Origin of the sequence: Thermococcus sp. 21S7 (assembly GCF_012027615.1) — an archaeon.
In the GTDB taxonomy this organism is placed as follows: Archaea; Methanobacteriota_B; Thermococci; order Thermococcales; family Thermococcaceae; genus Thermococcus.
Genome location: NZ_SNUT01000003.1, coordinates 30,022 through 54,445, shown reverse-complemented (window position 1 = coordinate 54,445; position 24,424 = coordinate 30,022). Strand labels below are relative to the sequence as shown.

Annotated in this window: 25 protein-coding genes and 1 tRNA gene; 16 read left to right on the top strand and 10 right to left on the bottom strand. The window is 55.1% G+C overall.

Annotation, left to right across the window (positions count from 1 at the left end; all coding sequences use genetic code 11):
• Together E3E51_RS05940 and E3E51_RS05935 are read left to right on the top strand one after the other, a co-directional pair.
• Entirely contained in the window at window positions 1–924 is a 924-nt protein-coding gene (locus E3E51_RS05940) for a DUF4855 domain-containing protein (protein ID WP_346765950.1), read from the top strand.
• Window positions 921–1,988, top strand: a complete 1,068-nt coding sequence (locus E3E51_RS05935) for a hypothetical protein (protein WP_167912229.1) — start codon at window positions 921–923, stop codon at window positions 1,986–1,988. Before E3E51_RS05940 ends, E3E51_RS05935 begins: the two co-directional genes overlap by 4 nt.
• A gap of 1 nt (window position 1,989) precedes the next feature.
• On the opposite strand, the gene E3E51_RS05930 is transcribed toward E3E51_RS05935, so the two are convergent.
• The 8 genes from E3E51_RS05930 to E3E51_RS05895 are packed head-to-tail and all read right to left on the bottom strand — an operon-like array spanning window position 1,990 to window position 5,037.
• Window positions 1,990–2,202: a hypothetical protein gene (locus E3E51_RS05930; RefSeq protein ID WP_167912228.1), complete on the bottom strand. Its 213-nt coding sequence runs from the start codon at window positions 2,200–2,202 to the stop codon at window positions 1,990–1,992.
• Window positions 2,199–2,738: an NTP transferase domain-containing protein gene (locus tag E3E51_RS05925; RefSeq protein WP_167912227.1), complete on the bottom strand. Its 540-nt coding sequence runs from the start codon at window positions 2,736–2,738 to the stop codon at window positions 2,199–2,201. Before E3E51_RS05925 ends, E3E51_RS05930 begins: the two co-directional genes overlap by 4 nt.
• A gap of 15 nt (window positions 2,739–2,753) precedes the next feature.
• Window positions 2,754–3,134 (bottom strand): PIN domain-containing protein, encoded by a 381-nt coding sequence (locus tag E3E51_RS05920; protein ID WP_167912226.1) that lies wholly within the window; start codon window positions 3,132–3,134, stop codon window positions 2,754–2,756.
• Window positions 3,121–3,330: a DUF2281 domain-containing protein gene (locus E3E51_RS05915; protein ID WP_167912225.1), complete on the bottom strand. Its 210-nt coding sequence runs from the start codon at window positions 3,328–3,330 to the stop codon at window positions 3,121–3,123. The genes E3E51_RS05920 and E3E51_RS05915 overlap by 14 nt, the downstream gene beginning before the upstream one ends.
• 33 nt (window positions 3,331–3,363) lie before the next feature.
• Window positions 3,364–4,059, bottom strand: coding sequence for an adenosylcobinamide-GDP ribazoletransferase (gene cobS, locus E3E51_RS05910; protein WP_167912224.1), 696 nt, complete (start codon window positions 4,057–4,059; stop codon window positions 3,364–3,366).
• Entirely contained in the window at window positions 4,056–4,313 is a 258-nt protein-coding gene (locus tag E3E51_RS05905) for a hypothetical protein (protein ID WP_167912223.1), read from the bottom strand. The genes cobS and E3E51_RS05905 overlap by 4 nt, the downstream gene beginning before the upstream one ends.
• The gene (gene cobZ / locus E3E51_RS05900; protein WP_167912222.1) at window positions 4,313–4,726 is read right to left on the bottom strand and encodes an alpha-ribazole phosphatase CobZ; all 414 of its coding nucleotides are present in this window, start codon (window positions 4,724–4,726) and stop codon (window positions 4,313–4,315) included. The genes E3E51_RS05905 and cobZ overlap by 1 nt, the downstream gene beginning before the upstream one ends.
• A gap of 59 nt (window positions 4,727–4,785) precedes the next feature.
• Entirely contained in the window at window positions 4,786–5,037 is a 252-nt protein-coding gene (locus E3E51_RS05895) for a hypothetical protein (protein WP_167912411.1), read from the bottom strand.
• A 43-nt stretch (window positions 5,038–5,080) separates the two neighbouring features.
• Here E3E51_RS05895 and E3E51_RS05890 point away from each other — a divergent pair, with 43 nt between their 5' ends.
• The 14 genes from E3E51_RS05890 to E3E51_RS05825 all read left to right on the top strand — a co-directional run bounded on the left by E3E51_RS05890 (window position 5,081) and on the right by E3E51_RS05825 (window position 22,826).
• On the top strand, window positions 5,081–5,827 hold the full coding sequence (locus E3E51_RS05890; protein WP_167912221.1) for a uracil-DNA glycosylase family protein: 747 nt from the start codon (window positions 5,081–5,083) through the stop codon (window positions 5,825–5,827).
• Entirely contained in the window at window positions 5,815–6,696 is an 882-nt protein-coding gene (gene cbiB / locus E3E51_RS05885; RefSeq protein ID WP_167912220.1) for an adenosylcobinamide-phosphate synthase CbiB, read from the top strand. The genes E3E51_RS05890 and cbiB overlap by 13 nt, the downstream gene beginning before the upstream one ends.
• Window positions 6,697–6,706: 10 nt before the next feature.
• Entirely contained in the window at window positions 6,707–7,459 is a 753-nt protein-coding gene (locus E3E51_RS05880) for a hypothetical protein (protein ID WP_167912219.1), read from the top strand.
• A 316-nt stretch (window positions 7,460–7,775) separates the two neighbouring features.
• Entirely contained in the window at window positions 7,776–8,351 is a 576-nt protein-coding gene (locus E3E51_RS05875; protein ID WP_167912218.1) for a hypothetical protein, read from the top strand.
• A 137-nt stretch (window positions 8,352–8,488) separates the two neighbouring features.
• Window positions 8,489–9,457, top strand: coding sequence for an aminotransferase class I/II-fold pyridoxal phosphate-dependent enzyme (locus E3E51_RS05870; RefSeq protein WP_167912217.1), 969 nt, complete (start codon window positions 8,489–8,491; stop codon window positions 9,455–9,457).
• A gap of 83 nt (window positions 9,458–9,540) precedes the next feature.
• Window positions 9,541–13,062, top strand: a complete 3,522-nt coding sequence (locus E3E51_RS05865) for a transglutaminase domain-containing protein (RefSeq protein ID WP_167912216.1) — start codon at window positions 9,541–9,543, stop codon at window positions 13,060–13,062.
• Window positions 13,049–14,086, top strand: coding sequence for a hypothetical protein (locus E3E51_RS05860; RefSeq protein WP_167912215.1), 1,038 nt, complete (start codon window positions 13,049–13,051; stop codon window positions 14,084–14,086). Before E3E51_RS05865 ends, E3E51_RS05860 begins: the two co-directional genes overlap by 14 nt.
• On the top strand, window positions 14,083–15,057 hold the full coding sequence (locus E3E51_RS05855) for a MoxR family ATPase (protein WP_167912214.1): 975 nt from the start codon (window positions 14,083–14,085) through the stop codon (window positions 15,055–15,057). Before E3E51_RS05860 ends, E3E51_RS05855 begins: the two co-directional genes overlap by 4 nt.
• Window positions 15,057–16,319, top strand: coding sequence for a DUF58 domain-containing protein (locus E3E51_RS05850; RefSeq protein ID WP_167912213.1), 1,263 nt, complete (start codon window positions 15,057–15,059; stop codon window positions 16,317–16,319). Before E3E51_RS05855 ends, E3E51_RS05850 begins: the two co-directional genes overlap by 1 nt.
• The gene (locus tag E3E51_RS05845; protein ID WP_167912212.1) at window positions 16,316–17,272 is read left to right on the top strand and encodes a hypothetical protein; all 957 of its coding nucleotides are present in this window, start codon (window positions 16,316–16,318) and stop codon (window positions 17,270–17,272) included. Before E3E51_RS05850 ends, E3E51_RS05845 begins: the two co-directional genes overlap by 4 nt.
• 49 nt (window positions 17,273–17,321) lie before the next feature.
• Entirely contained in the window at window positions 17,322–18,068 is a 747-nt protein-coding gene (locus tag E3E51_RS05840; protein WP_167912211.1) for a class I SAM-dependent methyltransferase, read from the top strand.
• A 93-nt stretch (window positions 18,069–18,161) separates the two neighbouring features.
• Entirely contained in the window at window positions 18,162–19,280 is a 1,119-nt protein-coding gene (locus tag E3E51_RS05835) for an MFS transporter (protein ID WP_346765949.1), read from the top strand.
• A 220-nt stretch (window positions 19,281–19,500) separates the two neighbouring features.
• Window positions 19,501–22,173 carry a valine--tRNA ligase gene (locus E3E51_RS05830; protein ID WP_167912409.1) on the top strand — a complete coding sequence of 891 codons (2,673 nt, stop codon included), beginning with the start codon at window positions 19,501–19,503 and terminating at the stop codon, window positions 22,171–22,173.
• Window positions 22,174–22,259: 86 nt separating this feature from the next.
• Window positions 22,260–22,826 carry a hypothetical protein gene (locus E3E51_RS05825; protein ID WP_167912210.1) on the top strand — a complete coding sequence of 189 codons (567 nt, stop codon included), beginning with the start codon at window positions 22,260–22,262 and terminating at the stop codon, window positions 22,824–22,826.
• A gap of 2 nt (window positions 22,827–22,828) precedes the next feature.
• Here E3E51_RS05825 and trm10 read toward each other — a convergent pair whose 3' ends face one another.
• Together trm10 and E3E51_RS05815 are read right to left on the bottom strand one after the other, a co-directional pair.
• Complete coding sequence (gene trm10, locus E3E51_RS05820; protein ID WP_167912408.1) at window positions 22,829–23,941, bottom strand: tRNA (guanine(9)-/adenine(9)-N1)-methyltransferase; 1,113 nt, start codon at window positions 23,939–23,941, stop codon at window positions 22,829–22,831.
• A gap of 354 nt (window positions 23,942–24,295) precedes the next feature.
• Window positions 24,296–24,373 (bottom strand) — tRNA-Glu (locus E3E51_RS05815).
• Between the last annotated feature and the right edge of the window lie 51 nt (window positions 24,374–24,424).

Sequence of the window (24,424 nt, the reverse complement as noted above, 5' to 3'; positions counted from 1 at the left end):
GTGATATGCCGTATGGATAAACTCGGATTGTGGTACGTAAGATGGGATAAAAGTTCGAACGCATATTATTCAAGACTAAAGACGCTGAACAAGTCTCCTGCGACAGTTGAAGACTTCAAAAGTCGTTTCGATATTGCAATTGTTACAACACTTGAAGGGTTTGATGCCAAATACACGCATAATGGATACGCCGATGGGAGAGACTTAGCGATTTTTGTGAAATCTGAACTTGGTACAAAGATTGAATATTATATTTCACTCCCATATTACCCATATGACCCTACCCATGAAGACAAGAATGGACGGGGAAATATTAACACAGGAGATTATTGGTTTGATTGGATTGATGGGGTACTCTCTGTGGATAGCAATAGTCTTATAGGATTCTACTGGGATTTAGAATATGCTTGGATGTTTAAAGACTATCAAAAAGGTAAAAAAGAATCAACTATAAAGCCAGAAGTGCTTTCAAAAATAGCAGCATATATACATGAGAAGGGACTTAAATTCATCTGGATTCCCTCTGCGCATACTTATGCCCTACAAAACACAGACATTCCATCCCCTACTGCTATGAGGTCCTTTGATTACATATTTGTGCAATCAAATTATTACATGAACTCTGCAGAAAGGTACCCTGTTACTTTCTCCCAGTTCTGTGACTGGTTATCAGCTCTTAAGCGTATAGGCTCAGGAAAAACCCACATTGTGTTAGAAGCAGATGAATGTGTGCTTGGGGGTCATGGAAACTGTAGATGCTGTGGCAATCAAAAATGCTGTCTAACTCTTGCAAGTGATTATTATTTTGTACAGCAGAAAGTATTAGGAAGGCTTGACAATCCGGTAGTATATTATTTTGGGGCAACGCTTGATGTTGTGGATAAGGTATTTGACTACTACCTTACGAGGATGGGAGTTGTATGAGAAGACCCTGCATGTTTCTATCTTTCTTTTTGATCTTCTTCATTCTTCAGTCTTCAACCTATGCAGACCCGACGATTACTGTGAGATTTTGTTCATCGGGATTTGAGATTGGAATTGCCCCCACCGACTGGGGGGTTATCTACGTCAGCACGGGACTTTATTCAGCCGAACCCATGAGTGCAGGGGAGTGCATCCCAGACTACGACCCGACGACCCAGTTAGACCACTTCTACATTGTTAACTCCTCCGGCACCTACCACATTGGCCAGTACCATGAGTATGGGTCCGGAAATAACACCCTGACGGAGAGGTTGGAGAGGGTCAAAAAGCACGTCTTTCCGGTTTTTGGGCGCGTGGAGGATGGAAATATTATCTTTCGTGTTGAGGGTGTAAACTACACCGTCCCCGTTGGAGAAGTACTGCCGTATCTGTGGAGCAAAGACATGGTGAATGCCCTGGTAGCGTTCCCGGAAGGAAACGGACTCGTCATTGTCCCGACAGGTATCATAGACATCGTTGAGGACAACTTCACGATTGCTAGAAAACGAGGAATGAAGGTCGGCACAACGCTGGTCGATTTCAACTTCACATACAGGATTTCCTACAGGTACCCACTGTACCTGAACGGAAGCATGAACGGCAGGTTTGTGTGGGGGAGCCCCGGGAAGGAGGAGGGTGTGGTAACGTGGGATGAACTCACAGAGATGTTCCAAAAACCTCTCTACGTCTTTTATTTTAACGGGAGCTCAGTTAGGCCCATACCCCTTATACGGGTTCAGATTTCCCTGAGACAGGTAAGCCTGGCACTATCCCCAAAGTACAGCTTTGAAAACCTTGCTTCCCCATACTCTACAAACGGATCTATAACCTCATCCACCACTGCAAACAGTTCCGTTGTTTTCACTCCTTCCACCACTCTAAAACCACAGTCACTCAACCATACAACTGCCCAGAGAAGTTCCAATCAGGATAACAGGAAGAACAACTCCAATGTTCTCTTGTTACTCGCAGTACTGGGGTTGTCTGCCATGGCTCTTATTGTATGCAGGAGAGGGGCTAAATGACTTAAACGTAGTCCTCCGGGCCCTCCAGCACCTTCGGCGGATGTCTCTTTGCCCACCAGAGCTTAAGGCGGATGTAGACGTAGAACCCGAGGAAAATGAGAATGCCCGCCGCTATCAGGAGCACGGCGAAGAGCAGGAAACCGAAGAGGGACAGGACTGTGAGGACCAGGAAGAGGACAAAGGCGGCCGCCCCTTTAATCTCGTCACCCCTCATCGTCCCACCATCCCTGCTATCCTGTTGGCGAGCTTTAACTCTTGCGGCGTGTTCACGTTCAAAGCCAGCAGAGGGTTGTTCAGCTCGAAGAAGTCCTCACCTTCCGCTCCGACGGCGTTTAAACCAACTATCGCGTAGCCCAGGTAGGTTGCAGGCTTCAAATCCTTTGGAACCAGCTTTAGAGGGAGAACACCGGTCAGGCTCGTCTTCCCGTTGAAAGCCTTCTTTATGGCCCAAAAGTCGCCCGCCCTGATGAAGGGCAAATCCGAGGAGACGCTGATAAAAGGCCCGAACTCACGGAGGAGATGGGTCACGTCCTCAACGTAGCCCCTTCCAGGCGTCTCAACGAAGGGAATCCCCTCGCGGAGGCACAGCTCCCTCGTCTTTGGAGTGTTCCGCGAGAGGGCGGTGATGGTCTCATCAACCTTTTCGGCCTCGCGGTAGACGCGGAGGAGCATCGGTATCCCGCCGACCTTCAGAACGGGCTTTTCCTTTCCCATCCTGCTCGACCGCCCGCCGGCCATGATGACTATCATCGGCAACCCCCTGAATCAGAGAAAAACGACCTTAACAGAGTAGGGGACCCTTCTGAAGTCCTCGTCCATGGTCACGATTGTTAGGTCATAAGACGTTGCGACTGCGCACTGGTAAGCATCGTCGAAGTCGAGTCCATACTTTTCGTGGAATTCGATAACACGGGAGTACTCTGGCTTTGGAAGCGTTACAACTTCGATATTGGGTATTGTGTCGTTGATAAACTCTAAAAATAGCTCTGGTCTCTTGAGTCTGAAAAGAACCACTCCAATAGAATGAAGCGTGAAATCACTCATTGCAAGTTCTCCAATGTGTGAACTTAGAAATTGCTTTGCGATATCAGATTTTTCCTGACCCAGCAGAATTTCGAGGAAAATATTGGTGTCAATCAGATACATCGTCCCGCCACTCCAAGGCCCTGTGCTGAAGCTCCACGGAGGTCATCTTAACGTCCTTCAGCTTTCCTTCCCATGTAAACTTAAATCCTCTAACTTCCCTCTTCCCGTATTTCTGAAGCAGGAATTCCGCGTAGTCTAAAAGCTCTCTTTTGGCCTCAGGTGGAAGCTTAGCGAATATTCTCTCCACTTCTTCCATTTCATCACCGCACTTTTCTTTGTTCCTTATCCTTTAAATCCATTGCCACGCAAAGGCCACAACCACCAGTGTCCCCGCCCGCGTTATCTCCGCCACAGCTCCAATGCAGTCACCGTTGAGCCCGCCGAAGTTCCTCAGCGAGATTCTAATAGCGTAGGCTCCAGCCACAAGACCGAGGAGGGAAGCTAGCGAGCGCGGTTCGAGGTAAATAACTGGAAGGAGCAGGAGGAGGTAGAGAACCGTTCCAAGGGCCAGCTGGCCCCTGTTCATCCCCCCCATAAAGTACGCCCCGAGTCCTTGGCCGAGGGGCTTCTTCGTGGCAAGCGCGAGAAGCATGGCGAACTTCGAGTTCAGCTCCGCCAGATAGAGAGCGTAGAACGGGAGGAAGGGAAGGGAGTAAACCTGCAGGAAGAGAACCATCACAACGGCAAAAACTCCGGCTATGCCGGTGTTGACGTCCTTCATCGCCTTTACCTTCCTCTCGCGGTTGCCTTTGACCATCATCCCGTCGGCCCAGTCGGCTAAGCCGTCGAGGTGGAGGAGGCCTATCGTGAGGTAGAGCGCGAGGACAGCGAGGACGTTGCTCAGAGGAAGTCCCAGGTAAAGGACGAGCGTCGCCAAGGCGGAAGTTAGGGGCGCGAGCAGGGGAAGCGCCCAGAGCTCATTTCTAACCCTCTCGAAGTCGCCTTTGACCGGAATCCGCGTGAAGAATGGCAGGAGGTTCCTCATACAATCCCCGTCGCGCGCTCTTTTTCGTACTCCTCCCTTAGTGTCTCCCTCGTTTCGTCATCGACGAACGCCATAACCGCTCCACAGTCAAGGCAGAGCCATGGCGTGGCCTCGATAATCGGCTTCAGCATTCCAGTAGTCCTGCTCTTCCATGGGGGAGCCCAGAAGAAGCGGGCGTAGCCGCCCCTTTTGGTCTTGCTCTTCACCATCGTCCCCCCGCACAGGGGACACTTCCGGGTCTCAATCTTTTTCATTACCCATCACCTTCAAAGAGCTTAGTCATGCATCCTGCTATAAACCCTCCGACTGCGTCGTCAAGGAAAGGCGGAAGCTCCGCAAGGATTCCGGGCTTTCTGATGTCGTAGTAGAAGAAGTTGAAGAGCGCCATCTTCCCGCCTATAAGCTCGGCGATGTTTATTCCAATTAACTCGTCGGCCACAAGGTTCACGGGGTCGCCCTCAACTTTGAAGTTCTCTTCGAGCAGGAGAGCCGAAAGGAGCAGAGCTTGAACGTTGATGTCGCCCAGATACCTCAACATCAGCCCCCTCAGCCTTTCCCTGACTTTCTCGCGCTCGTCGCCGATGTAGAGCTCTAACGCGGTGTCGAGCATCTTTTCGAGGGTTACACCTTTGGATTCGAGCATGCTGGAGAGTTTCTCGGACCTCATTATCCCACCAGCCCATTTCCAGGCAGCATCTCTCCTCTCGCCCGGAAGACGCGGCCGTCTCATGCTTTTCCTTCTGCCTTCAGGGTTTCGAACTCTTCCCTAAGTTTTGCGACTGTATCCCCGTCCACGTACGGTATCAGTGCCCCGCAGTCGAGACAGAGCCACGCTCTGCCGTACACGGCCTTGTTGAACATTCCAGTCACCTTGCTCTTCCACGGGGGAATCCAGAAATACGTTGAGTATCCGTAGCGCTCAACTTTGCTCGGCACCATCGTGCCCCCACAGAGGGGACACTTCCTCGTCTCAACCATGTGAACCACCAAACCTATAAACCCCCTGGACTTTTTATCCATTATGCTCTTAAGGCTGGAGAACCTCAAAAGGGTGGGCGAGCTTTACATAAACCCTGCCAACCTCAAGGTCATTCCGTTGGTCCTCCGCGACTGGAGGGACTTTCTGAGCCTGGACGAGAAGACCTACGGAATCTACGCGAGAACGATATACAACCCCGGTGAGCGCTTTCTCGTCGTGAACGAGGGAGACGAGAGAATCGCCCTGGAGCTTGAAAATCTCTACCGTGAGCTTCTCGAAGACCCCCTGCGGTTCTGCCGCGAGGAATACCACCGCTATCAGCTCCGGGTGGCCAAGTTTGAGGGACTGCCCTTCGCCAACGGCTGGGTCGGTTCGGAGGTTGTCCTCGTCGGGGAGGCGCCGGGAAGAAAGGGCTGCGGAAAGACTGGGATATGCTTCTACCGCGACGCCTCGGGTACCTTGCTGAGAAAGACGCTCTTCACCCTGGGTGTCAATCCGGACTTCGTCTACATAACCAACGTTGTGAAGTGCAACCCGCCCGATAACAGGCTGAGGGGCTTCGGCGAGGGCGAGCTTGAGCTTCTCAGGAGGGAGCTTGAAGTTGTAAAGCCGAGGGCCATCTTCGCCATCGGCAGAACCGCCGAAAAGGCCCTGAAACGGCTCGGCTTTGAGTTCACCTACCTCAGACACCCGGCATGGTACGTGCGGAGGGGGCTGAGGGAACCGAACGGGGAGATGCTGGAGGAGTACTCGGCGATAAGGGAGGCCTTCGGAGAATGGAGGTTCTGACGGTTTTCTTCCTTGCACTGCTCTGGGACATCCTCCTCGGCGAGCCGCCGGTTAAGCTCCACCCGGTGGTCTGGTTCGGAAGGATAGCGGGCTTTCTCGACGGGAGATGGAAGCGGAGGGGCCCCCTTCCAGATTTCCTCGCGGGGACTCTAACGGCCCTCGCCGTCATTGGCTTCGCCCTTACACTTTCGCTACTTCCCTCTTATCTCCCCTTCCCGCTGGACTATGTCCTCGCGGTCTACCTCCTCAAGAGTTCCTTCGCGATAAGAAGCCTCCACGAGCACGTCGCGAAAACCCTAACCGGGGACATCGAGGAGAAGCGGAAGGCCGTCTCGATGATAGTGAGCAGGGACGTTAGAAGCCTTGACGGGACCCACCTCAACTCGGCCGCGATAGAGAGCCTGGCTGAAAACCTCAACGACTCGGTGGTCGCTCCGCTCTTCTACTTCCTCCTCTTCGGCCTTCCGGGCGCGTTGCTCTACCGCGCGGTGAACACCCTGGATGCCATGCTCGGCTACAGGAACGAGCGCTACGAGTTCTTCGGCAAGTTTTCCGCCAGGCTGGACGACGTCCTCAACTTCATACCGGCTCGCTTAACGGTTCTCCTCTACCTCCCGTTCGGTGGAAGGAAAGTTCTCAAACACTACCGCCTCGCGAGGTTCAAGATAAATTCCGACAAGCCGATAGCTGCTATGAGTGCGGTTCTCGGAGTCTGGCTTGAAAAACCGGGCGTTTATCAGTTTCCCGGCAGGGCTCCGGAGAATGACGATATAAGGCGAGCGTTGAGAATCTACTGGTTCGTCGTTGCCGAATGGGTAGCTATAACCATCGCCGCAACCTTTAAGTTTCGTCCGCTGAATATCATGTGAGGTGATAGCAATGTTACTTCTTAAAGACGTTGAAAGTGGGATTTCAAAGCTCCTTGAAATGAAAAAGAAGGCCGTGGAGGTGCACCCACTGTTCAGGGGAGTTTACCCGCTGGCGGTGTTCAGCGGAGGAGAGCTCCTTGTCTTTGAGCCGGAGGGGAGTTCCTACCGCTACTCCGGCAGTTTTCCGGCGGAGCTCCCCGAGGAGATATTCGCCGCGTTTCCCCTGAAGGAGACCGGGTGGAAAACCGCCGCGGTCGTGTCACGCCGCGCCCTCTCATCGGAGGAGGGGCTCGTCTTCATCCTCCACGAGTTCGTGCACTGCTACCAGGCGGAGTGCTGCGAGATAGAGCTCAAGAGGGGACTCAGAATTGCGAGGGAGTACTGGGAGCGGGGTGACTACTCATGGGAGCTTGAGCATCCCTTCCCCTACGAAGACGGGCGGTTTGTGGAGCTCTACTCCGTCCTGCTCGGCGGGGAACTGGAAAGAATCCCGGAGATAAGGGCGGGCCTCCGGGAGGTTCTTTCGGAGAAGGACTTCGAGTACATGGTCTGGGAGGAATGGAAGGAGGGGTTTGCGAGGCTCATTGAGAACCGTCTGCGGGCGCTCTTCGGGCTCCCCGGGAACCACGCCGGAGGGGAAAGGCCGTTCTCAAGGGTTACGTTCTACGAGGGCGGTGCGAGACTCATTGAGTGGCTCTGCAAGGCTGAACCCCACCTTTACCACGACCTTCGGGCCCTGTTTGAGAGGATGATGGCCCTGTGAGGTGTGTCCATGCTGGGACCCATAATGCTCTGAAAATCCATTGCCGCTACGCCTTCCAATTGGAACTTAGGGGAATTAAGGGGAAATTAGAAGCTATCGTCAAGCTTCCAACTGTAACAGTATGTCTTAATAATGGATTAAGTCTCTGATGTTAAGTTATTTTAATAGAAAAATTTTTAAGTAGATGACCATATACTTTTCAGGGCGGTCGCATGTCCTGCACCGAACATCCCGGGCAGTTGGAGAATACGCACGTTGGCTGTCACATTTGCGTCTAACATTATCCACCAGATAATCATCGGTTATGGTGGCAAAAATGAAGCGAGTCCCCCTGCTGATCCTTTTGATCTCCCTGATGCTCTTTTCTTCGCTGTGCATAAACGGTTCTCCATCAAAAAGTTCAGCTCAGGGGTTCAGCCACACGCAGTCTTCTTCCCCCAAGGACATCACGGCATTCCTCACCAGTGCCAAGGAACGTCTTGAGAAATGCGGTACAGGCTCAAAAGGGATTTTAGCGCCGGGAGAGGGCCTGAAGTACCTGAACATGAGTGTATTAAACAGCACGACGGCCGAGGTGGGAGGAAAGGAATACCGATACGTTGTTGTGGGGATTGGGAATGTTAGCTTCTCCGGAAAGGTCCGGATAGGAGAATATACAATTATCTGGGGACGGCCGAGGAACATCACAACGACCGGCGGGCAGAGGGTTGATTTTAAGGTTTACAAAGACGGCACTCCTGTTGGTTCGCTTACATACTGGTATGTCCCAGTTCAGATGGACTCTTACTGCCTCGCGATAGCATCCAAGTTGGTGACTCTCACAGACAATAATACGTTGATTTTCGTATTTATACGCAATGGTACCAAAAATCTGTGGCTTGTGTTGGAATGACAACCTACTGCATTCATTCGTTAAGTCTTCGTAAGATGCCCTGAATCGCTACGGAAGAATGAGACAGCTTCTCAGCCGTGGCCTTATCACGGAGAAAAGGATAATATTAAAAATGTTAACAGGCATGTATCCGTGCCATGCTCAGGTTACGTGAATTCGAAACATATCACGGCGGTGCAAGGGAGGAAGGTCTGCTCGACTTCTCGGCATCTCTCAACCCCTATCCTCCTGAGTGGCTCGATGAGATGTTTGAGCGCTCCAAAGAGATAAGCGGCCGCTACCCCTACTACGAGGGGCTTGAGGAGGAGCTGGAAGGGCTTGTCGGCGAGCCTCTAACCCTGACAGCAGGCATCACCGAGGCGCTCTACCTCCTCGGAATCCTCGCGCTCCGCGGGAGGAGGGTCGTAATCCCCCGCCACACCTACGGCGAGTACGAGAGGGTTGCACGGATTTTCGGGGCGGAAGCCATCAAAGGCCCGAACGAGCCAGAAAGGCTGGCTGAACTCATCGAGAGGAACTCCGTTGTATTTTTCTGCAACCCCAACAACCCCGATGGAAGGTTCTACCGCGTGGGGGAACTTAAGCCCCTTCTCGATGCGGTGGAGGATACGGGGGCGCTCCTTATCCTTGACGAGGCCTTCATAGACTTCGTGAAAACGCCGGAAAGTCCAGAGGGAGAAAACATCGTGAAGCTCAGGACCTTCACCAAGAGCTACGGTTTGCCTGGGATAAGGGTCGGCTACGTCCTCGGCTTTGAAAGGGCTTTCAGGAGCGTTAGAATGCCCTGGAGCATAGGCTCGACTGGGGTTGCTTTCCTTGAGTTTCTCCTCAAAGACGGCTTTGAGCACCTGAGGAAGACGATGCCCCTCATCTGGCGCGAGAAGGAGAGGCTTGAAAGAGCATTAGACGTTAGGAGCGACGCCAACTTCTTCGTCAAGCGCGTTGGTGATGCAGGGAAAGTCGTGGAGAGACTTAAAGAACACGGGGTCCTTATCAGGAACTGCACGAGCTTTGGTCTGCCTGAATATGTCCGCTTTTCGGTTAGGAGACCGGAAGAAAATGATATTCTAATTGCGGGGTTCAGGAGTGTCTTAAACGGCGCTTAACAATACGTGTTGTGGAAACCGACAGCAATAGTTAAATAACCGGGATACCAACAGCGTTTAGTAAAGATCGAGCGGTGTTTCCCTTGAGGGGGTATGTTTCCGCATTGCTGGCCATGTTGATTACCCTGCTCCTGATAGCCTCGATAAACCAGATACCTACAAAGCTCTACGGTACCCCTGAAAGGGCCCCCGCGGGCAATGGCTCTGGGATTGCCAGTGTCGAGAACCTTTTAGGTGTGAGCACTCCCGAGCAGTCCGCTGGAAAGTCTGTTATGAAAAACGGTATCCCCGACCTCTCCAGGTTTTACCCCTGGCTGAACGGCAGTTCGCGCGGACCAAACGGCTCCCCCTCAAATCTCAGCCGGGAATACACCAACATGACCCCCCAGTTCCGGCTCCCCGGAATGAGTTCCAATAGCACGGGTATCCTCACGGAGCCCGAGTTCATAGACCTCCGTAGAAACGGCTTCCGCAGGGAGGACACCGAGAGAATCATCATGACCGTGAGAGGTGCAGCCCACACCGCGTACCTTAGGGGCGGCGTCTACGTCACATACCTAAACGGGACTTGGCACCGCCTGAACGAGACCCCCATAACTGGGAACCGCGGTGTCCTGCCGCTTCCCACAGTGGAACATGCAAATGTGTCTGACAACATCACGGTGGTTCTGGCGTCCCCGATAGTCGAGGACAACCTTCTGACGGCCCTGTACACCGAAGAGGTGAGCGCACCGGGTGGCCTGAAATACTACCCTGAAAGCCACCTGTTCGGAACCTCCGGGGTCGTCTGGAACTATTCCTTCAAGACCGTGCATTATATATTCCCGGATGCCCTCCTGAAGGGAGCGAAAACCACCGCCTCTACCCGGTACCTCCAGACTCCGAACGTGAGTGAGAGGGTTCTGGAGCTCGCCCGCAACATAACCGCGGGAATCGAAGGGGACTACCTGAAGGCGAGGGCGATAGAGAGCTATCTTCGCACGCACTACGAATTTGACATGAACGCGCCCCCCGCCCCCGAAGGTATCGACCCCCTCGAATGGTTTCTGTTTCATTCGAAGAGAGGGGTCTGCATCGACTTCAACACGGCCTTTGTGGTTCTGGCCAGACTGAACGGAATCCCCGCGAGGCTGGTTACGGGATATCTGATAAAAGAAACCCCTGCCGAGCAGGCCGTGCACCCGATACAGGCCCACGCGTGGGCGGAGGTGCCCTTTGAGGGCATTGGATGGGTTACGTTTGATGCCACTGCACCCGCGGGGGTGGGCGAATCGCAGAAACCGGAGAACCAGAGCCTTCCCGGCCCGGATTTCGACATCCTGATCAAGCCGGACCCCGTTGTCACCGAGGTCAGCAGGGCTTTTCAGGTCTACGTCACCGTGATTCCTCACGGCCTTGGAAAAGTAAACGGCTGCGAACCGGAACTCGGCGTTAAAATAAGCATGGACGGGCTGTATTCGGTCAGCTCCACGATTGCGCCGAACATCACGAAACCATTCCGCATGAGCGGAATTCCTGAGCCGGGCACGTATCATCCAACGGTCAAAGTCACCCTTTCATACTGCGGTACCATGGGCGGAACGAAATCGAAAACGTTCACCGTCATAGTTCGGGGCGGGAAGTTCTCTCTGACGGCAGAACCTGAAAACCTCACCCTCGCAACGGGGGGGCTTGGAGGGGTAAGGATCTACGTCACGGGGGAGGGATACTCCCGGAGGGTTGACCTGAGTGTGGAGTATCCAGGCAGGTACAGGCTCCTGAAGGAGTCGGGAATCCCCGACTTCGAATCCGACCTCCTCTTAATGGCGCCCTCAAGGCCCGGGGACTACACCGTTAAAATAACCGGAACCTCCGGCGACACAGCGGTTGTCCTCCAGGTTCCCCTACACGTTCTCGGGCGCACCCGGACAAGGATAACCGGCTATCCGGCTGAGATACTGAAGGACCAGCCCTTCTGGGTGAACGGAACCGTAACCGACGAGAACGGAGGGCCCGTTGACGGCCCGGTGTACGTGACCCTCAACGAGAGCAAGGACTCCCCCGGTGTGGTGGTCGGCAGAGGAGTCTCGATAAACGGGCGTTTCAGCATTGAGTGCTCCGCTCCTCCTGACCTTCCCCCCGGAAACTATCAGATAGTGGCCCACTTCGGAGGAAACGATTACTACCTCCCGTCCAACAGCGACCCGGAGGTAATCGTCAGGGACAGGACGGCTATTCAGGTTGAGGGGCAGATGGTGACGAAGACCGGGAAGTTTGAACTCGGGGGAAAGCTCGTTGATTCCGCAGGAAACGGCGTTCCCAACGCCACGATTGAGGTCAGCCTGGACGGAACCTTTCACATCAACATTACCACCGATTCCGCCGGCGTCTTCACGGCTCACCTGCTTCTGGAAACGCCAGGGGAACACCGTGTTCTGATATCGTACGGGGGAGGCAGGTACTATCTGGATGCTGAGGCAGCGGTAAACATCACCGCGGTTGAGCTCAATGCAACCGTTCCTGATAGGTGGATAATAGGCAGGAACATCACGATCAACGGCTCGATTCTGGGCGTCGACTCCGGCAGCGTGTCCCTTTCGACCCCCATGGGCCGCTTCACCAGCGTCCTGGAGGGGGGACGCTTTAACTTCACCATTCCCGTAAACGTTTCTCCGGGAATTTACAACGTTTTCTTTACCTACGAAGACGTTCTTCTGGAGAGCATCCCCGTGACAATTGCCTCCCCCACCAACATAACCGTGGAATTCGGCGAGATGCGGGAGGGGGAGAACGCCACGATCGCGGTCAGGCTCGTGGATGCGTTCAGCAATCCTGTCCCTGGAAGGATTGTCACCCTCAGCCTCTTCGGCAACCACAGCGCCAGGACGGACATGAACGGCACTGCCCGCTTCACGGTTCGGCCGGGTGAAAGCGGGAGACATAGGGCCAGGGCGGTCTTTGAAGGGGACGAGTTTTACCTCCCATCCACCGCTGAGTTCGAGGTTCCCGTGGCCGGGCGGCCGCCCTACACCCTCATTCTCGCGGGACTCATCATACTGCCCGCGGGAGTGCTCGTCTACAGGAGGATGGAGGATATCGTAGCGCTTAAGCTTGGAATTGCCTCCGCACTCAGAGGGCTGGAGAAAAGGCGCTACTCGCCAATCCTTCATCCCGACAGAAGGCCGCCGGTTTACGGCGAGGGCGAGAAAATCACCGTCACGAGCGACGTTCCCGTTGAGCTTTTCGTCGACGGCAAGCCCGCTGGAACTGGGAATAAATTCGAACTGGTGCTGCCCAGGGGGGTTCACGAACTTCTCGCAAAGGGGGAGAAAGTTAAGGGATGGCTCAAAGTGTGGGTTGTGGACTACAGGGAGGAAATAATGAGGCTCTACGACAGATGCTTCCTCGAACTCGCCAGGAGAAAGGGACTGGGGGGCAAGGACCTCGCCCCGGAGGAACTCGCCCACAGACTGCGGGGCGAATACGACTGGAACGACCTGAAGACCGTTACGTACCTTTTCGAGGTCGCCAGGTACAGCCTCTACCCCGTTGGAAGGAGGGAGTTCATGGAGTTCTACCGGTCCCTGTCCCGACTGGTTGGAGGTGACTGCTATGGGGAAGATTGATACCTCTCTGATTCTCTATCCTATCCTCATGGTGCTCGTCTATGCCCTTTCGGGATATCCCCTCCTGAGCGGATACCTGGGGGACTTCGTGGCAAGCATCGAGGTGCTCCTGCTGTTTTTCCTCCTCTCCCGGCTCTCGCTTCTGCTCCCCGATTACGGGGAAGTTGCTTCCAAACTCTTTAAGGGGGCGGGCTTTGCACTCGCGTTCTATCTCCTCCCCTCCGAACCGTACACCCGCTGGGAATTTCAGCTCCCCCTGGCCCTTCTCGCCGCAGGAATTACCGCGGCCAGCGTCGCGCCGGAGCTCCCGGAGGTTCCGGGGCTTCTAACCCGGGGCCTGGGGGTGGCCATCGCCTTCTACGCCCTCTACATCTTCAGCGGGCAGCTGGTCAGGGGATACATTATAGCCCCCGCGTTCCTCTACGCCGCGGCAGCATCGGTGGTCGTGTACGCGCTCGTTGCCGTTGAACGCTCCGGTCTGATAGGAAGCCGTTTCGTGGAGAGAAACGCCGCTGGAATCATACTGCTCTTTGTACTCCTGGGGCTGTACGCCGGGCTCAGGCCCTACATGCTTGAGAACTATCCGGGGTACGTGTTTTACCTAGAGTGGGGGACGATAGGCTTCGCAACCCTGCTGGCGGCGATGGCCGTGCAGAACCACCTCTCTGCGGCGAACCTTGAGAACTATCTGGTGGGAGAGTGGAAAAAGCACAGTATGGAGATATCTGTAACCGGGGACGAGGAGTTCGAGCGTGTGAAGGAAGCGGTGGAGGACTTCGTTCTCCGTAAAAAGAAGGGCCCGCTCGTGACATTCTTGACATACTACGGCATAAAAGCCCTGGGAAACATTGAAGCAGTTAGAGAGCTAACCGAGCCCATCGTGGAGTACGAGGAGGAGTGCTATTCGGTGTTCACTCCGAGCTGGCTGGTCAGAAAGAGGGAGAGGGAGCGCCTCCAAAGGCGCCTTCAGCTTGTTAAATCTGCCATCGAAAAGATTGAAGAGTATATGGGGGGTAAAAGATGAAAGCGGAGTCCTATGCAGCCCTCTGTGATGAAGTCGTCTCGGCGGTTTCGAAGGTTTACATCGGTAACGAGGAGGTTGTGAGGAAAACGCTGGCGGCGGCTCTCGTAAATGGAAACGTCCTCTTTGAGGACCACCCTGGTCTGGGGAAAACCCTGCTCGCTAAGGCCTTCGGCCGCGCCCTCGGCTTGGAGTACCGCAGGGTTCAGTTCACGCCAGACCTGCTGCCGAGCGATATCATAGGCACCAAAGTCTGGAGGCAGAACCTTGGAACGTTTGAGCTTCTGAAGGGGCCGGTTTTCACGAACGTTCTTCTGGCGGACGAGATCAACCGCGCTCCCCCCAAGACCCAGTCCGCGCTGCTTGAGGCGATGGAGGAGCGCCAGGTTACGATAGAGGGCGACACCCTGAAGCTTGAGAGGCCCTTCTTCGTGATAGCCACCCAGAACCCCATCGAGTACGAGGGAACCTACCCTCTCCCCGAGGCCCAGCTCGACAGGTTCCTCCTCAGAATGAGTGTGGGATATCCGAAGAGCCTGGATGACGAAGTTGGAATCCTTAAGGCAAGGATATCGTGGGGCAAGGACGACCCAACCGCTGACATGGAGCCGGTCATGGACAGGGACACGTTCCTGGAGATGCAGGCGTTCGTTGAGCACGAGGTGTTCATACACGACGAGGTTCTCAAATACATCGCGGGAATCGTCAGGGAGATCAGGAAGGACGAAAGGGTCGAGGCGGGCCCGAGCCCCAGAGGTGCTCTGGCGCTGCTGAAGGTTTCCAAGGCGAACGCCATGATGAACGGCAGGGATTTCGTTGTTCCAGATGATGTCAAGAGATACGTCATAGATGCACTGGCTCACAGAATCGTTCTCGGGGCTGAGTACGCCTTTGAGGGAGTGAGCGGTCGGGAGGTCGTCGAGGCGGCGGTTAAGAGGGTTCCGGTTCCCAAAGAGTTCGAGCGTGAGGAGTGATGACCGCGGCCCGCTCATTCATCTCCACCGCCCTCTGGTTCATCGCAGCAGGGATAATCTTCTCCATGCCGGGACTGGCGTACCTGGCGGTAATTCCCATGACGGTGCTGGCGGCGGGGCTTTTGGTGGATCCCCCTGAGGGAATATCGGTTGAGAGGAAGCTCGTCAAAACGAACCTTCGGGTGGGGGAAGAACTGAGGGTCAGCGTGCGCCTCAAGGTCAGGCGCGGCCTCGGCTTCGTGGTGATAAGGGACACCCTCCCGGAGGAGTTCGCGCTGGTGGATGGGAGCAACGTCCGAGCGTTTTTCAAGGGGCCCCGGGAACTGGTGGTGGAGTACGAGTACGTCATCAAACCCGCGAAGAGGGGCAGGTACCGCATCGGCCGCAGTGAGGTGCTGGGATACCACGTCTTTGGGCTCAAACCGAGCAGGTGGGGTGTTTTTGGTGAAGAAACCTACCTATCGGTGCTGCCGCGCGTAAGCCTTCCGAAGAGGACCAGAACGCCCGTTACAAAGTCCCAGATTCCCATCCCCGTGACGAGCGTCTCCATCAGGGGCGTGGCCTCCACGGACTTCAGGGAGATAAGGGAGTACCGCGCGGGCGACCCCGTCCGCTTCATAAACTGGAAGGCGTCCGCCAGGAAGGGTGAGGTTCTGGTAAACGAGTTCGAGAAGGAAGGCAAAAAGACGGTGCTTTTCATCATAGACGCAACGAGCTCCAAAGTTGGCTCCTCCGTGGAAAACCCCCTGGAATACAGCATCCAGCTCGTATCTTCCCTGGCGTACTACTTCACAAAGAGGAACTACAACGTTGGTCTCTACGTAGTGGGCCACGGAAAGCTCATCCTTCCCGCCACCGGGTCAAAGCAGCTGTATATCCTGGTTAAAACGCTCCTGGAGCTTGAAGAGGTTGAGGTTGAAAAGGAGGACTTTGTTCGCGCCGTGGAGGGTCTCAAGCACGTGCTTATCCGCTACACACCCCTTGTGATTTACGTCTCAAACCTGCTCCCCGAAAGACTGGCTGAGATCAGGGAGGGCATAAGAAGGCTTCGTCCGATATACAGGGATAAACGGCTTCCAATGCTCGTGTTCGATGTGTCCACGTACTCGCTTTTAGGGAGGGACGTCAGCTCGCTGATACTGCTGGAGAAGCGGGCCCTCCGGCACGACCTTCTAAGGGCTGGGGTGTACTCAATCCTCTGGGACCCGACCAGGGAAGACGTGACCTCCGTCGTTACAAAAACAGTGAGGCTGATAAGATGAGAACTGATCACGTCCTGACCGCACTGAGGCTGGCAGTTTTGGTGCCAATGATACTCATAGTTTCGGACATGCTGGCCTCGATAGCTCCCCTGACGGCGTTTCTTGGTGGACTCGGAATCGTAGCTCCAGAAACGCTGATCCGCCTCGGCGTGGCCGCGTTGGTGGGGTTTATAGTTCTCAACGGGGAGTCTCCCGGATGGCTGATATCCCTCGCGTACTTTGCAAACATTCTGTACCTAATAACGCGGGCCTCCCCTCTGGTCGAAACAGCGTTCCCGACACTGTACCCGCCCCTGATGGATGCATTGGAGAAAAACGTGCTGCTCCCAACTTCACGGGCGTTCTTCTACATCCCCGTGCTTGTTGTTGTCTCGATAGTTGATGACTACCTCGGGGAGCTGATTGAGAAGGAGAGGATTATGAGTGAGTGGGAAATTCCCGATGAGGACGTTGCGGGCGTCGTTTACCCCTCTCTCCTTGTGATGGCCGTGGCAACGGTAACGTCCGCCCTGGTGTTCCTGTGGGCGATTGATTACCTCACCGGGAGAGGGGTGGATTTTGGGGAGCTGTACTACCTGGCCCCTCCGCTTCTCCTGCTCGCGCTTGGGGTGTCGTTCAGCATGGGCATCTTCGGGCGTGGGAAGGCCAGGCGCAACGTGCTGGTAATCAAAGCCAGAATACCTCTGGGCAGGGGCTATTCATGGGAAATCGAGGGAGAAGAGAACCTCGTCGTGACCGTGCTGACCAGAGGTGGCGAAATGCGGGAACGAGAGGTGAGGATAGAAACGGAGGTCAAAGAACCGCCGAAGAGGGTGATCCTTTACGTTAAGGTCTTGGGGACGGGAGAGGGGGAGGATTCCACCAAAAGGGTTTCGCTTAGGAAGGTTAAGGAGAGCACCGACGGGGATACGCGGTTCCTGCTGTACACCAACATGTGGCCCGTTGAGTTCTGAGCGCCGAAAATCTTTTGTTTGAAAATATGTCCATATTTCTGGTGGTACCATGCACGAACTCTACACGGCCCTTGCCGAGTACTACGACGCGATTTACAGACGGAGGGTCGAGCGGGTTTCTCAGGAGATAGACTTCGTGGAGGGACTCTTTAGAGAGGATGCGGAAAGGGAAGTACGGCGAATCCTAGACCTTGCCTGCGGAACCGGGATTCCAACGCTCGAACTCGCGAGGCGCGGTTACAGGGTTACGGGCCTCGACCTCCACGAGGAGATGCTCGCCGTCGCTAAGAAGAAGGCCAAAGGGGAAGGGCTTAGCGTCGAGTTCATTCAGGGAAACGCGCTTGAGCTTGACTTCGAGGAGGAATTTGACGCCGTGACGATGTTCTTCTCGTCCATTATGTATTTCGATGATTCTGCAATTCAGCAATTATTTAATTCTGTAAAACGAGCCCTGAAACCTGGCGGAATTTTCATCGCCGACTTCCCGTGCTGGTACTACGGCGGAAGGGACGGTCCAATAGTATGGGACGAACGGAAGGGCAAAGAAAGACTCGTCATAACTGACTGGCGCGAGGTAGAGCCGGCTTTTCAGAAGCTCCGCTTCAAGAGGCTCGTGCAGATAGTGAAGCCCGATGGGAGCGTTAGGGCCTTCATGGTGGACGACGAGCTCAACATCTACACCCCACGGGAGATGAGGCTTTTGGCCGAGAAGCACTTCAGGCGGGTCAAAATCTACGGAGACCTCCACGAGCTGAGGCCCAACGACCGGCGGTACTGGCTGGTGGCGGCGAAGTAGCCTAAAATTTTTAAATTTCTGCCTCCTTTTGTACAGGGGTGATGCCTATCGTTCACGGGAGGAGGAAAGCGCGGTCTGGAATGGCGCTACACGGTGACGGCGCTGCTGAGCTCTCTGGGCTCGGCGGTACTGGGTCCCTACCTGAGCCTGTGGCTTAAAACTGCCGGCCTCAGTTTTTTGGAGATTGGCCTGGTTCAGGGCGTTTCTGAGATTGTTCAGCTCCTAACGGATTTTCCAACGGGCGGTTTTGCGGACCGGTACGGCAGGGTGAAAACGTACGCAGCGGGGAGTGCACTCTTCGGCACCGGTATCTTGGTAATAGCACTATCAGGGAACCTTCCGATGATTCTCCTGGGTTCAGCGATGACGGGACTCGGGGCGGCGCTGGTCAGCGGGACAATGATACCCTGGCTGTACGATTCCCTTGGAGACGGGAGCAGGGTCAAGGACGTTCTCGGCAGGGTCAGGGCCCTCTCGGGGCCGGTTCGGTTTGCCGGTGGCCTTTCCGCGGGCTATCTGGCATCACTTGCACCGAACCTGCCCGTGCTGGCCGCGGGAGTGCTCTCGATAGCATCGGCTCTCACCGCTTATCTCATGCTGCCGGACAACTATGGGACCCGGAAAAAGAGCTACGTCGAGGTGCTAAGGGAAGGCCTTCGCGAGCTCAGGAGCAACAGGGCGATTCACTTACTTTTGGCGGCCTCATTCCTCCTCAGCTTCTCCGCCAGAGCGTTTTTCACTTTCTGGATGATACTGCTCTCCAGCAGGGGACTTCCGGAGACGTACATGGGTCTGCTCTTTGCCCTGATGGTGCTGTCAACCTCCGGTGGAGCATTGATTTCAAAGAAAATCAGTCCCACACCGAGGGCACTCGCGGCATTAACAGCACTGTGGGGACTCGGAATATTCCTCCTCGGCATCATGGAGAACCTTGCACTCAGCGTTTTCCTGCTCTTTGCCATTGAGGTCACACTGGGGGCTAGGTTTCCAGTGATGGCGGTCGTGAAGAACGGCTTCATTCCGTCTGAAACCAGGTCAACGGTCAATTCGGCAATGAGCACCATCTCAAGCGGCTTCATGGCGGCTGCGAACATCTTCGTCGGGGCGCTGGTCTCTTTCTTCGGCCTGGAAGTGGCGTACGAAACGGCAGGAATCCTCGCCCTCGCCTCCGCCCTTCCACTGCTGTTGCTCTCGAAATTCAACCAAGGATGAGGCTTCTTTCATTTTTTAACCCCAAACTTTTTAAACCTCGGGCTCATTTCTATACCCTGGTGGTGCCTATCGTCCACCGTAACGCTGATCTCAACCTTTGAATCCCATGCGTTCCGCGCTTCTTGGTTAACCCTTACTCCGGCACCACCGGCGTTGCTAAGATTTTTAAGCCGCCCTTCTGAGGGTAACCCATCTTCAAAAAACCGAAAAGGTGATGCCCATGCTTCCTAAGACCTACGACCCGAACGAGATTGAACCGAAGTGGCAGAAGTTCTGGCTGGATGAGAAAATCTACAAGTACGAGCTCGACGAGAAGAGGCCGAGCTACGCGATAGACACTCCACCCCCGTTCACGAGCGGAACGCTCCACCTCGGTCACGTGCTCAGCCACACCTGGATCGACATCATAGCGCGCTATAAGAGAATGACCGGCTACAATGTGCTCTTCCCGCAGGGCTTCGATAACCACGGCTTGCCGACCGAGCTTAAGGTGGAGAAGGAGTTCGGAATCAGCAAAGACCAGCCCGAGCTCTTCCTCAAGAAGTGTGTTGAGTGGACCTGGCAGGCCATCGAGGCGATGCGCAACCAGTTTATCAGGATAGGTTACTCCGCAGACTGGGACCTGGAGTACCACACGATGGACGACTGGTACAGGGCTGCCGTGCAGAAGTCCCTCCTTGAGTTCTACGAGAAGGGTATGCTCTACCGCGACAAGCACCCGGTCTACTGGTGCCCGCGCTGCAGGACGAGTCTGGCCAAGGCTGAAGTCGGCTACGTTGAGGAGGATGGTTACCTCTACTACATCAAGCTCCCGCTGGCGGATGGAAGCGGCTACGTCCCCATAGCCACCACGAGACCCGAGCTGATGCCGGCCTGTGTTGCCGTCTTCGTCCACCCCGATGACGAGCGCTACAAGGACGTTGTGGGCAAGAAGGTAAAGCTCCCGATATTCGAGAGGGAAGTGCCTGTTATAGCCGATGAGGACGTTGACCCCGAATTCGGAACCGGTGCGGTCTACAACTGTACCTACGGTGACGAGCAGGACGTCGTCTGGCAGAAGCGCTACAACCTGCCGGTTATCATAGCAATCAACGAGGACGGCACGATGAACGAAAACGCCGGCCCCTACGCCGGCCTTAAGGCGGAAGAGGTGCGCGAGAGAATAGCCGAAGACCTCGAAAAGATGGGCCTGCTCTACGACAGGAAGAAGGTCCACCACCGCGTGCTGAGGCACACCGAGAGGAGCTCATGTATGGCCCCCATCGAGCTGCTCCCCAAGACCCAGTGGTTCATCAAGGTGAGGGACTTCACGGACGAGATAGTGAAGGTCGCTAAGGAGATCAACTGGTACCCGAGCGACATGTTCCTCCGCCTGAAGGACTGGGCGGACTCAATGGACTGGGACTGGGTTATAAGCAGGCAGAGGGTCTTTGGAACGACGCTCCCGTTCTGGGTCTGCAAGAACGGCCACGTGGTTCCTGCCAAGGAGGAAGACCTGCCTGTCGACCCGCGCTTCGACAAGCCGCCCATGGATAAGTGCCCGGTCTGCGGTGCCGAGCTCGAACCCGTAACGGACGTCCTCGACTGCTGGATAGACTCCAGCATAACCCCGCTTATCATAACCCGGTGGCACGAGGCCATCAAGGGCTACGAAGAGGCCAAGCGCTGGTTCAAGCACAACTTCCCGACCGCGCTCAGGCCGCAGGGAACGGACATCATAAGGACGTGGGCATTCTACACGATATTCAGAACCTGGGTTCTCACAGGTGAGAAGCCCTGGGACGACGTCCTCATCAACGGAATGGTGGCCGGGCCGGACGGCAGGAAGATGAGCAAGAGCTACGGCAACGTCGTTGCCCCGGACGAGGTTATTCCGAAGTACGGCGCCGATGCGCTCCGCCTCTGGACGGCTCTGGCACCGCCCGGAGAGGATCACCCGTTCAAGTGGGAGACCGTCGACTACAACTACCGCTTCCTCCAGAAGGTCTGGAACATCTACCGCTTCGCCGAGAGGCACCTGAGCGATTTCGACCCGAGCAGCGCTCCGGAGGAGCTTGAGCCGATTGACAGGTGGATACTCTCAAGGCTGCACCGCGTCATCAAGTTCGCCACCGAGGAGATGGAGCGCTACCGCTTCAACCTGCTCACCAGGGAGCTGATGACCTTCGTCTGGCACGAGGTCGCTGATGACTACATCGAGATGATCAAGTACCGCCTCTACGGTGACGACGAGGAGAGCAAGCTCAAGGCTAAAGCGGCGCTCTACGAGCTGCTCTACAACATAATGCTCCTCCTCGCCCCGCTGGCCCCGCACATAACTGAGGAGCTCTACCAGGAGATGTTCAAGGCCCACGTTGGTGCCAAGAGCGTGCACCTCCTTGAGTGGCCGAAGTACGACGAGGGCAGGATAAGCGAGGAGGCTGAGAAGCTCGGAGAGCTCGCCCGCGAGATAGTCGGTGCCATGAGGCGCTACAAGAACAGCCGCGGCTTAGCTTTGAACGCCAAGCTCAAGCACGTGGCCATCTACGCTACCGACTCCTATGAGGCCCTGAAGGCCATCGAGAAGGACATCGCGGGAACCATGAACATCGAGAGGCTGGAGATAATCCGGGGCGAGCCTGAACTCGAAGAGCGCATCACCGAGATAAAGCCCAACTTCAGGACGGTCGGGCCGCGCTACGGTAAACTCGTGCCGAAGATTACCGCCTACCTCAAGGAGAACGCGGAAGAGGTTGCAAGGGCCCTCAAGGAGGCCGGGAAGGTCGAGTTTGAGGTTGACGGAGAAAAGGTCGAGCTCGGCAAGGAGGACATCGTGCTCAGGAAGGCTGTGTTCAGCGAGGGCGAAGAGGTTGAAACTGCGGTAGTTGGGGACGCCGTCGTGGTGTTCTTCTGAAGTTTTACTCTTTTTCCGTTCTTCGTTGGACAATTGTACATCGTAATTCTTTTAAAGTCTGGATTTTTAATCCTGCCGGTGGTGTGATGGCCAGGTGGACGGTGTACTACGTTGACAAAGCCAGCGCGCCGGAGGAGTGGGTTTCCCTCTCAAGGGAGCTTAAGTCGATGGAACTCGCCCCTGTTCCGCTCTACACCTCGGAACAGGCATCGGATACCCTGAGCCGGCTCTGCAAGGAGAACGGAAGTGTGATTGTTGTGAGACTGTTCGGAGATTTCTACGCGATTCCGAACGCCAGGATTTTGACGATATCGGAGGAGTCTGAGGGCGAAGAACCCGATGATGTGGAGTTTACCACAGTAAAGAACACGGTTGTGAAGAGATTAAAAGCAAGGGACACGGAGATTTTAATAACAAACGAAAAGGGCTTTGAAAATCTTGCCAAAGATCTTTTGGGGGACAGGATTGAGGTTCCAGACCCCTGGTGGAAAAGAAAGCTGAAGGCCATCGTTATAGCGCTGGCGGTGGTGGCCCTGATCGTTTACCTCAACATTCCACTCCCAGAGATATCCGCGGCCCAGAGGTTTGCCCTTCGTGTTGCCTTTCTTGCACTGCTCATCCTTGCCGGAATTAGGAGGGGGTACTTCAAATGATTTCAGCAGTTGTAGCACAGCATCGCGGCCTTCTTGAGGAGAATTACCCTGTAAGCCTTGCCGTTGATTATCCTCGCATTGGAAATCTTGTTGAGGTGGTGTATCCTCTTCCTCTCAAGGGCTATCAGGTCAAGCTCCCTGAGAACTTTAACGAAGTCTTCCGGGCGGATTTTGAGCCACCTGGAGTACTCATCGAACAACTCTTTCTCGACCACCCGGTAAGTCTTGCCGTTCACCTTGTACCTGATAGCTCGCTTGGGGAGCTCCTTCCTCAGGCGCCAGCGGGCGTGTAGCGGCTCCTGGAACTCGTAAACCGCTTCATCCATGGACTTCCCGTCCACCATCATCTTGAGGATTATGCCGAGGATGCGGTTTATCCTGTCGGGGACGCCCACAACATCGCCTTTGAGGACGATCTTCCTCCTGCGTACCTTTATCCCAGCCTTCTCAAGCTCCTGGCCTATTTTAGGGGTGGTCTTCTTCTTGTTCCCGCCGGTGTCGACGATGCCGCCGATTATAAATGCCCCAACGCCAAAATCCTCCCCGCTCAGGACATCATCCGCCCAGGGGTCGAGGAGAACGACCTCATCGATGCCCTTTTCCTTCAGAAAATCTGCCGTCGGTCCGGCGTAGGTCGTTATTCTCTCGATGGGGCCGTGGAACATGGATTTAAACTCATCGTTCGCCCACGTTACGGCGAGCTCCCTTCCGGTGAAGTAGTCCCTCAGCAGGCCGTAGCTCTGGCTCACCTGCAGGCAGACCTTACCCTTCTCCTTCTGGGTGTGCCTGTCCCAGTGGTATAGGTCGATTATGAAGTAGGGCCACTCCGGGAGCTTTGAGCGGAGCTCTTCGGGCGTCAGAACAGGCTCGAACTTCTCCATCATGCACAGCGGGGCGTAGGCGTAATGAGAGCCCTCAACGTGGTTGCCGTTCAAGTCCCACGCAACGGCCGTCTTCTCCAGAACGCGGAATACTGCCCCCTTTCCGTTGATTATCTCCACTGCCACGTCCTGAAGCTTGTTCTTTGACTTTCTGAAGCGCTTTGAGAGCACCCCAAAGCTCTCTATCCCCTTCTCCATCAGCGCTTCCCTGAAAAGGTCGGCGAGCGTCTTCATGGCCATCGGTTGAGGGTCGGGCGGAGATTTAAAAAGTTTGCCTGAGTATCTTCTGTGACATATGCCGTAAAGGGAAGCTCCCTTCGGGAGAGCTCGTCGAGCCGGCTGATGGTGGAATGAGCCGGTTAATCTTCGTGGACAGCTCGGATGGCCGGAACAGCCCCTATGTCCCCGCATTAACGATCACAGATTCAAATAAAAACTAATATCCACTGACAGTATAGTCAAGTGGACTAAACGGGGTCGTCGAACTTTTGGGTAGAACTACTTATAATAGGTCTCGTTTTATTGAGGATGCTGTTTTAGCGCAGCTCTCAACTGGAGAAGGTGTGGATAAGCTTGGAGGCAGAATTCTGGTGCCCCGGCCGGGATTTGAACCCGGGGCGCGGGCTCGAAAGGCCCGCATGTTTGACCGGGCTACACCACCGGGGCTCGATATTAGGGAAGGGCGAGCGTTTAAAAATCTTTCGACTTCTAGCGTTT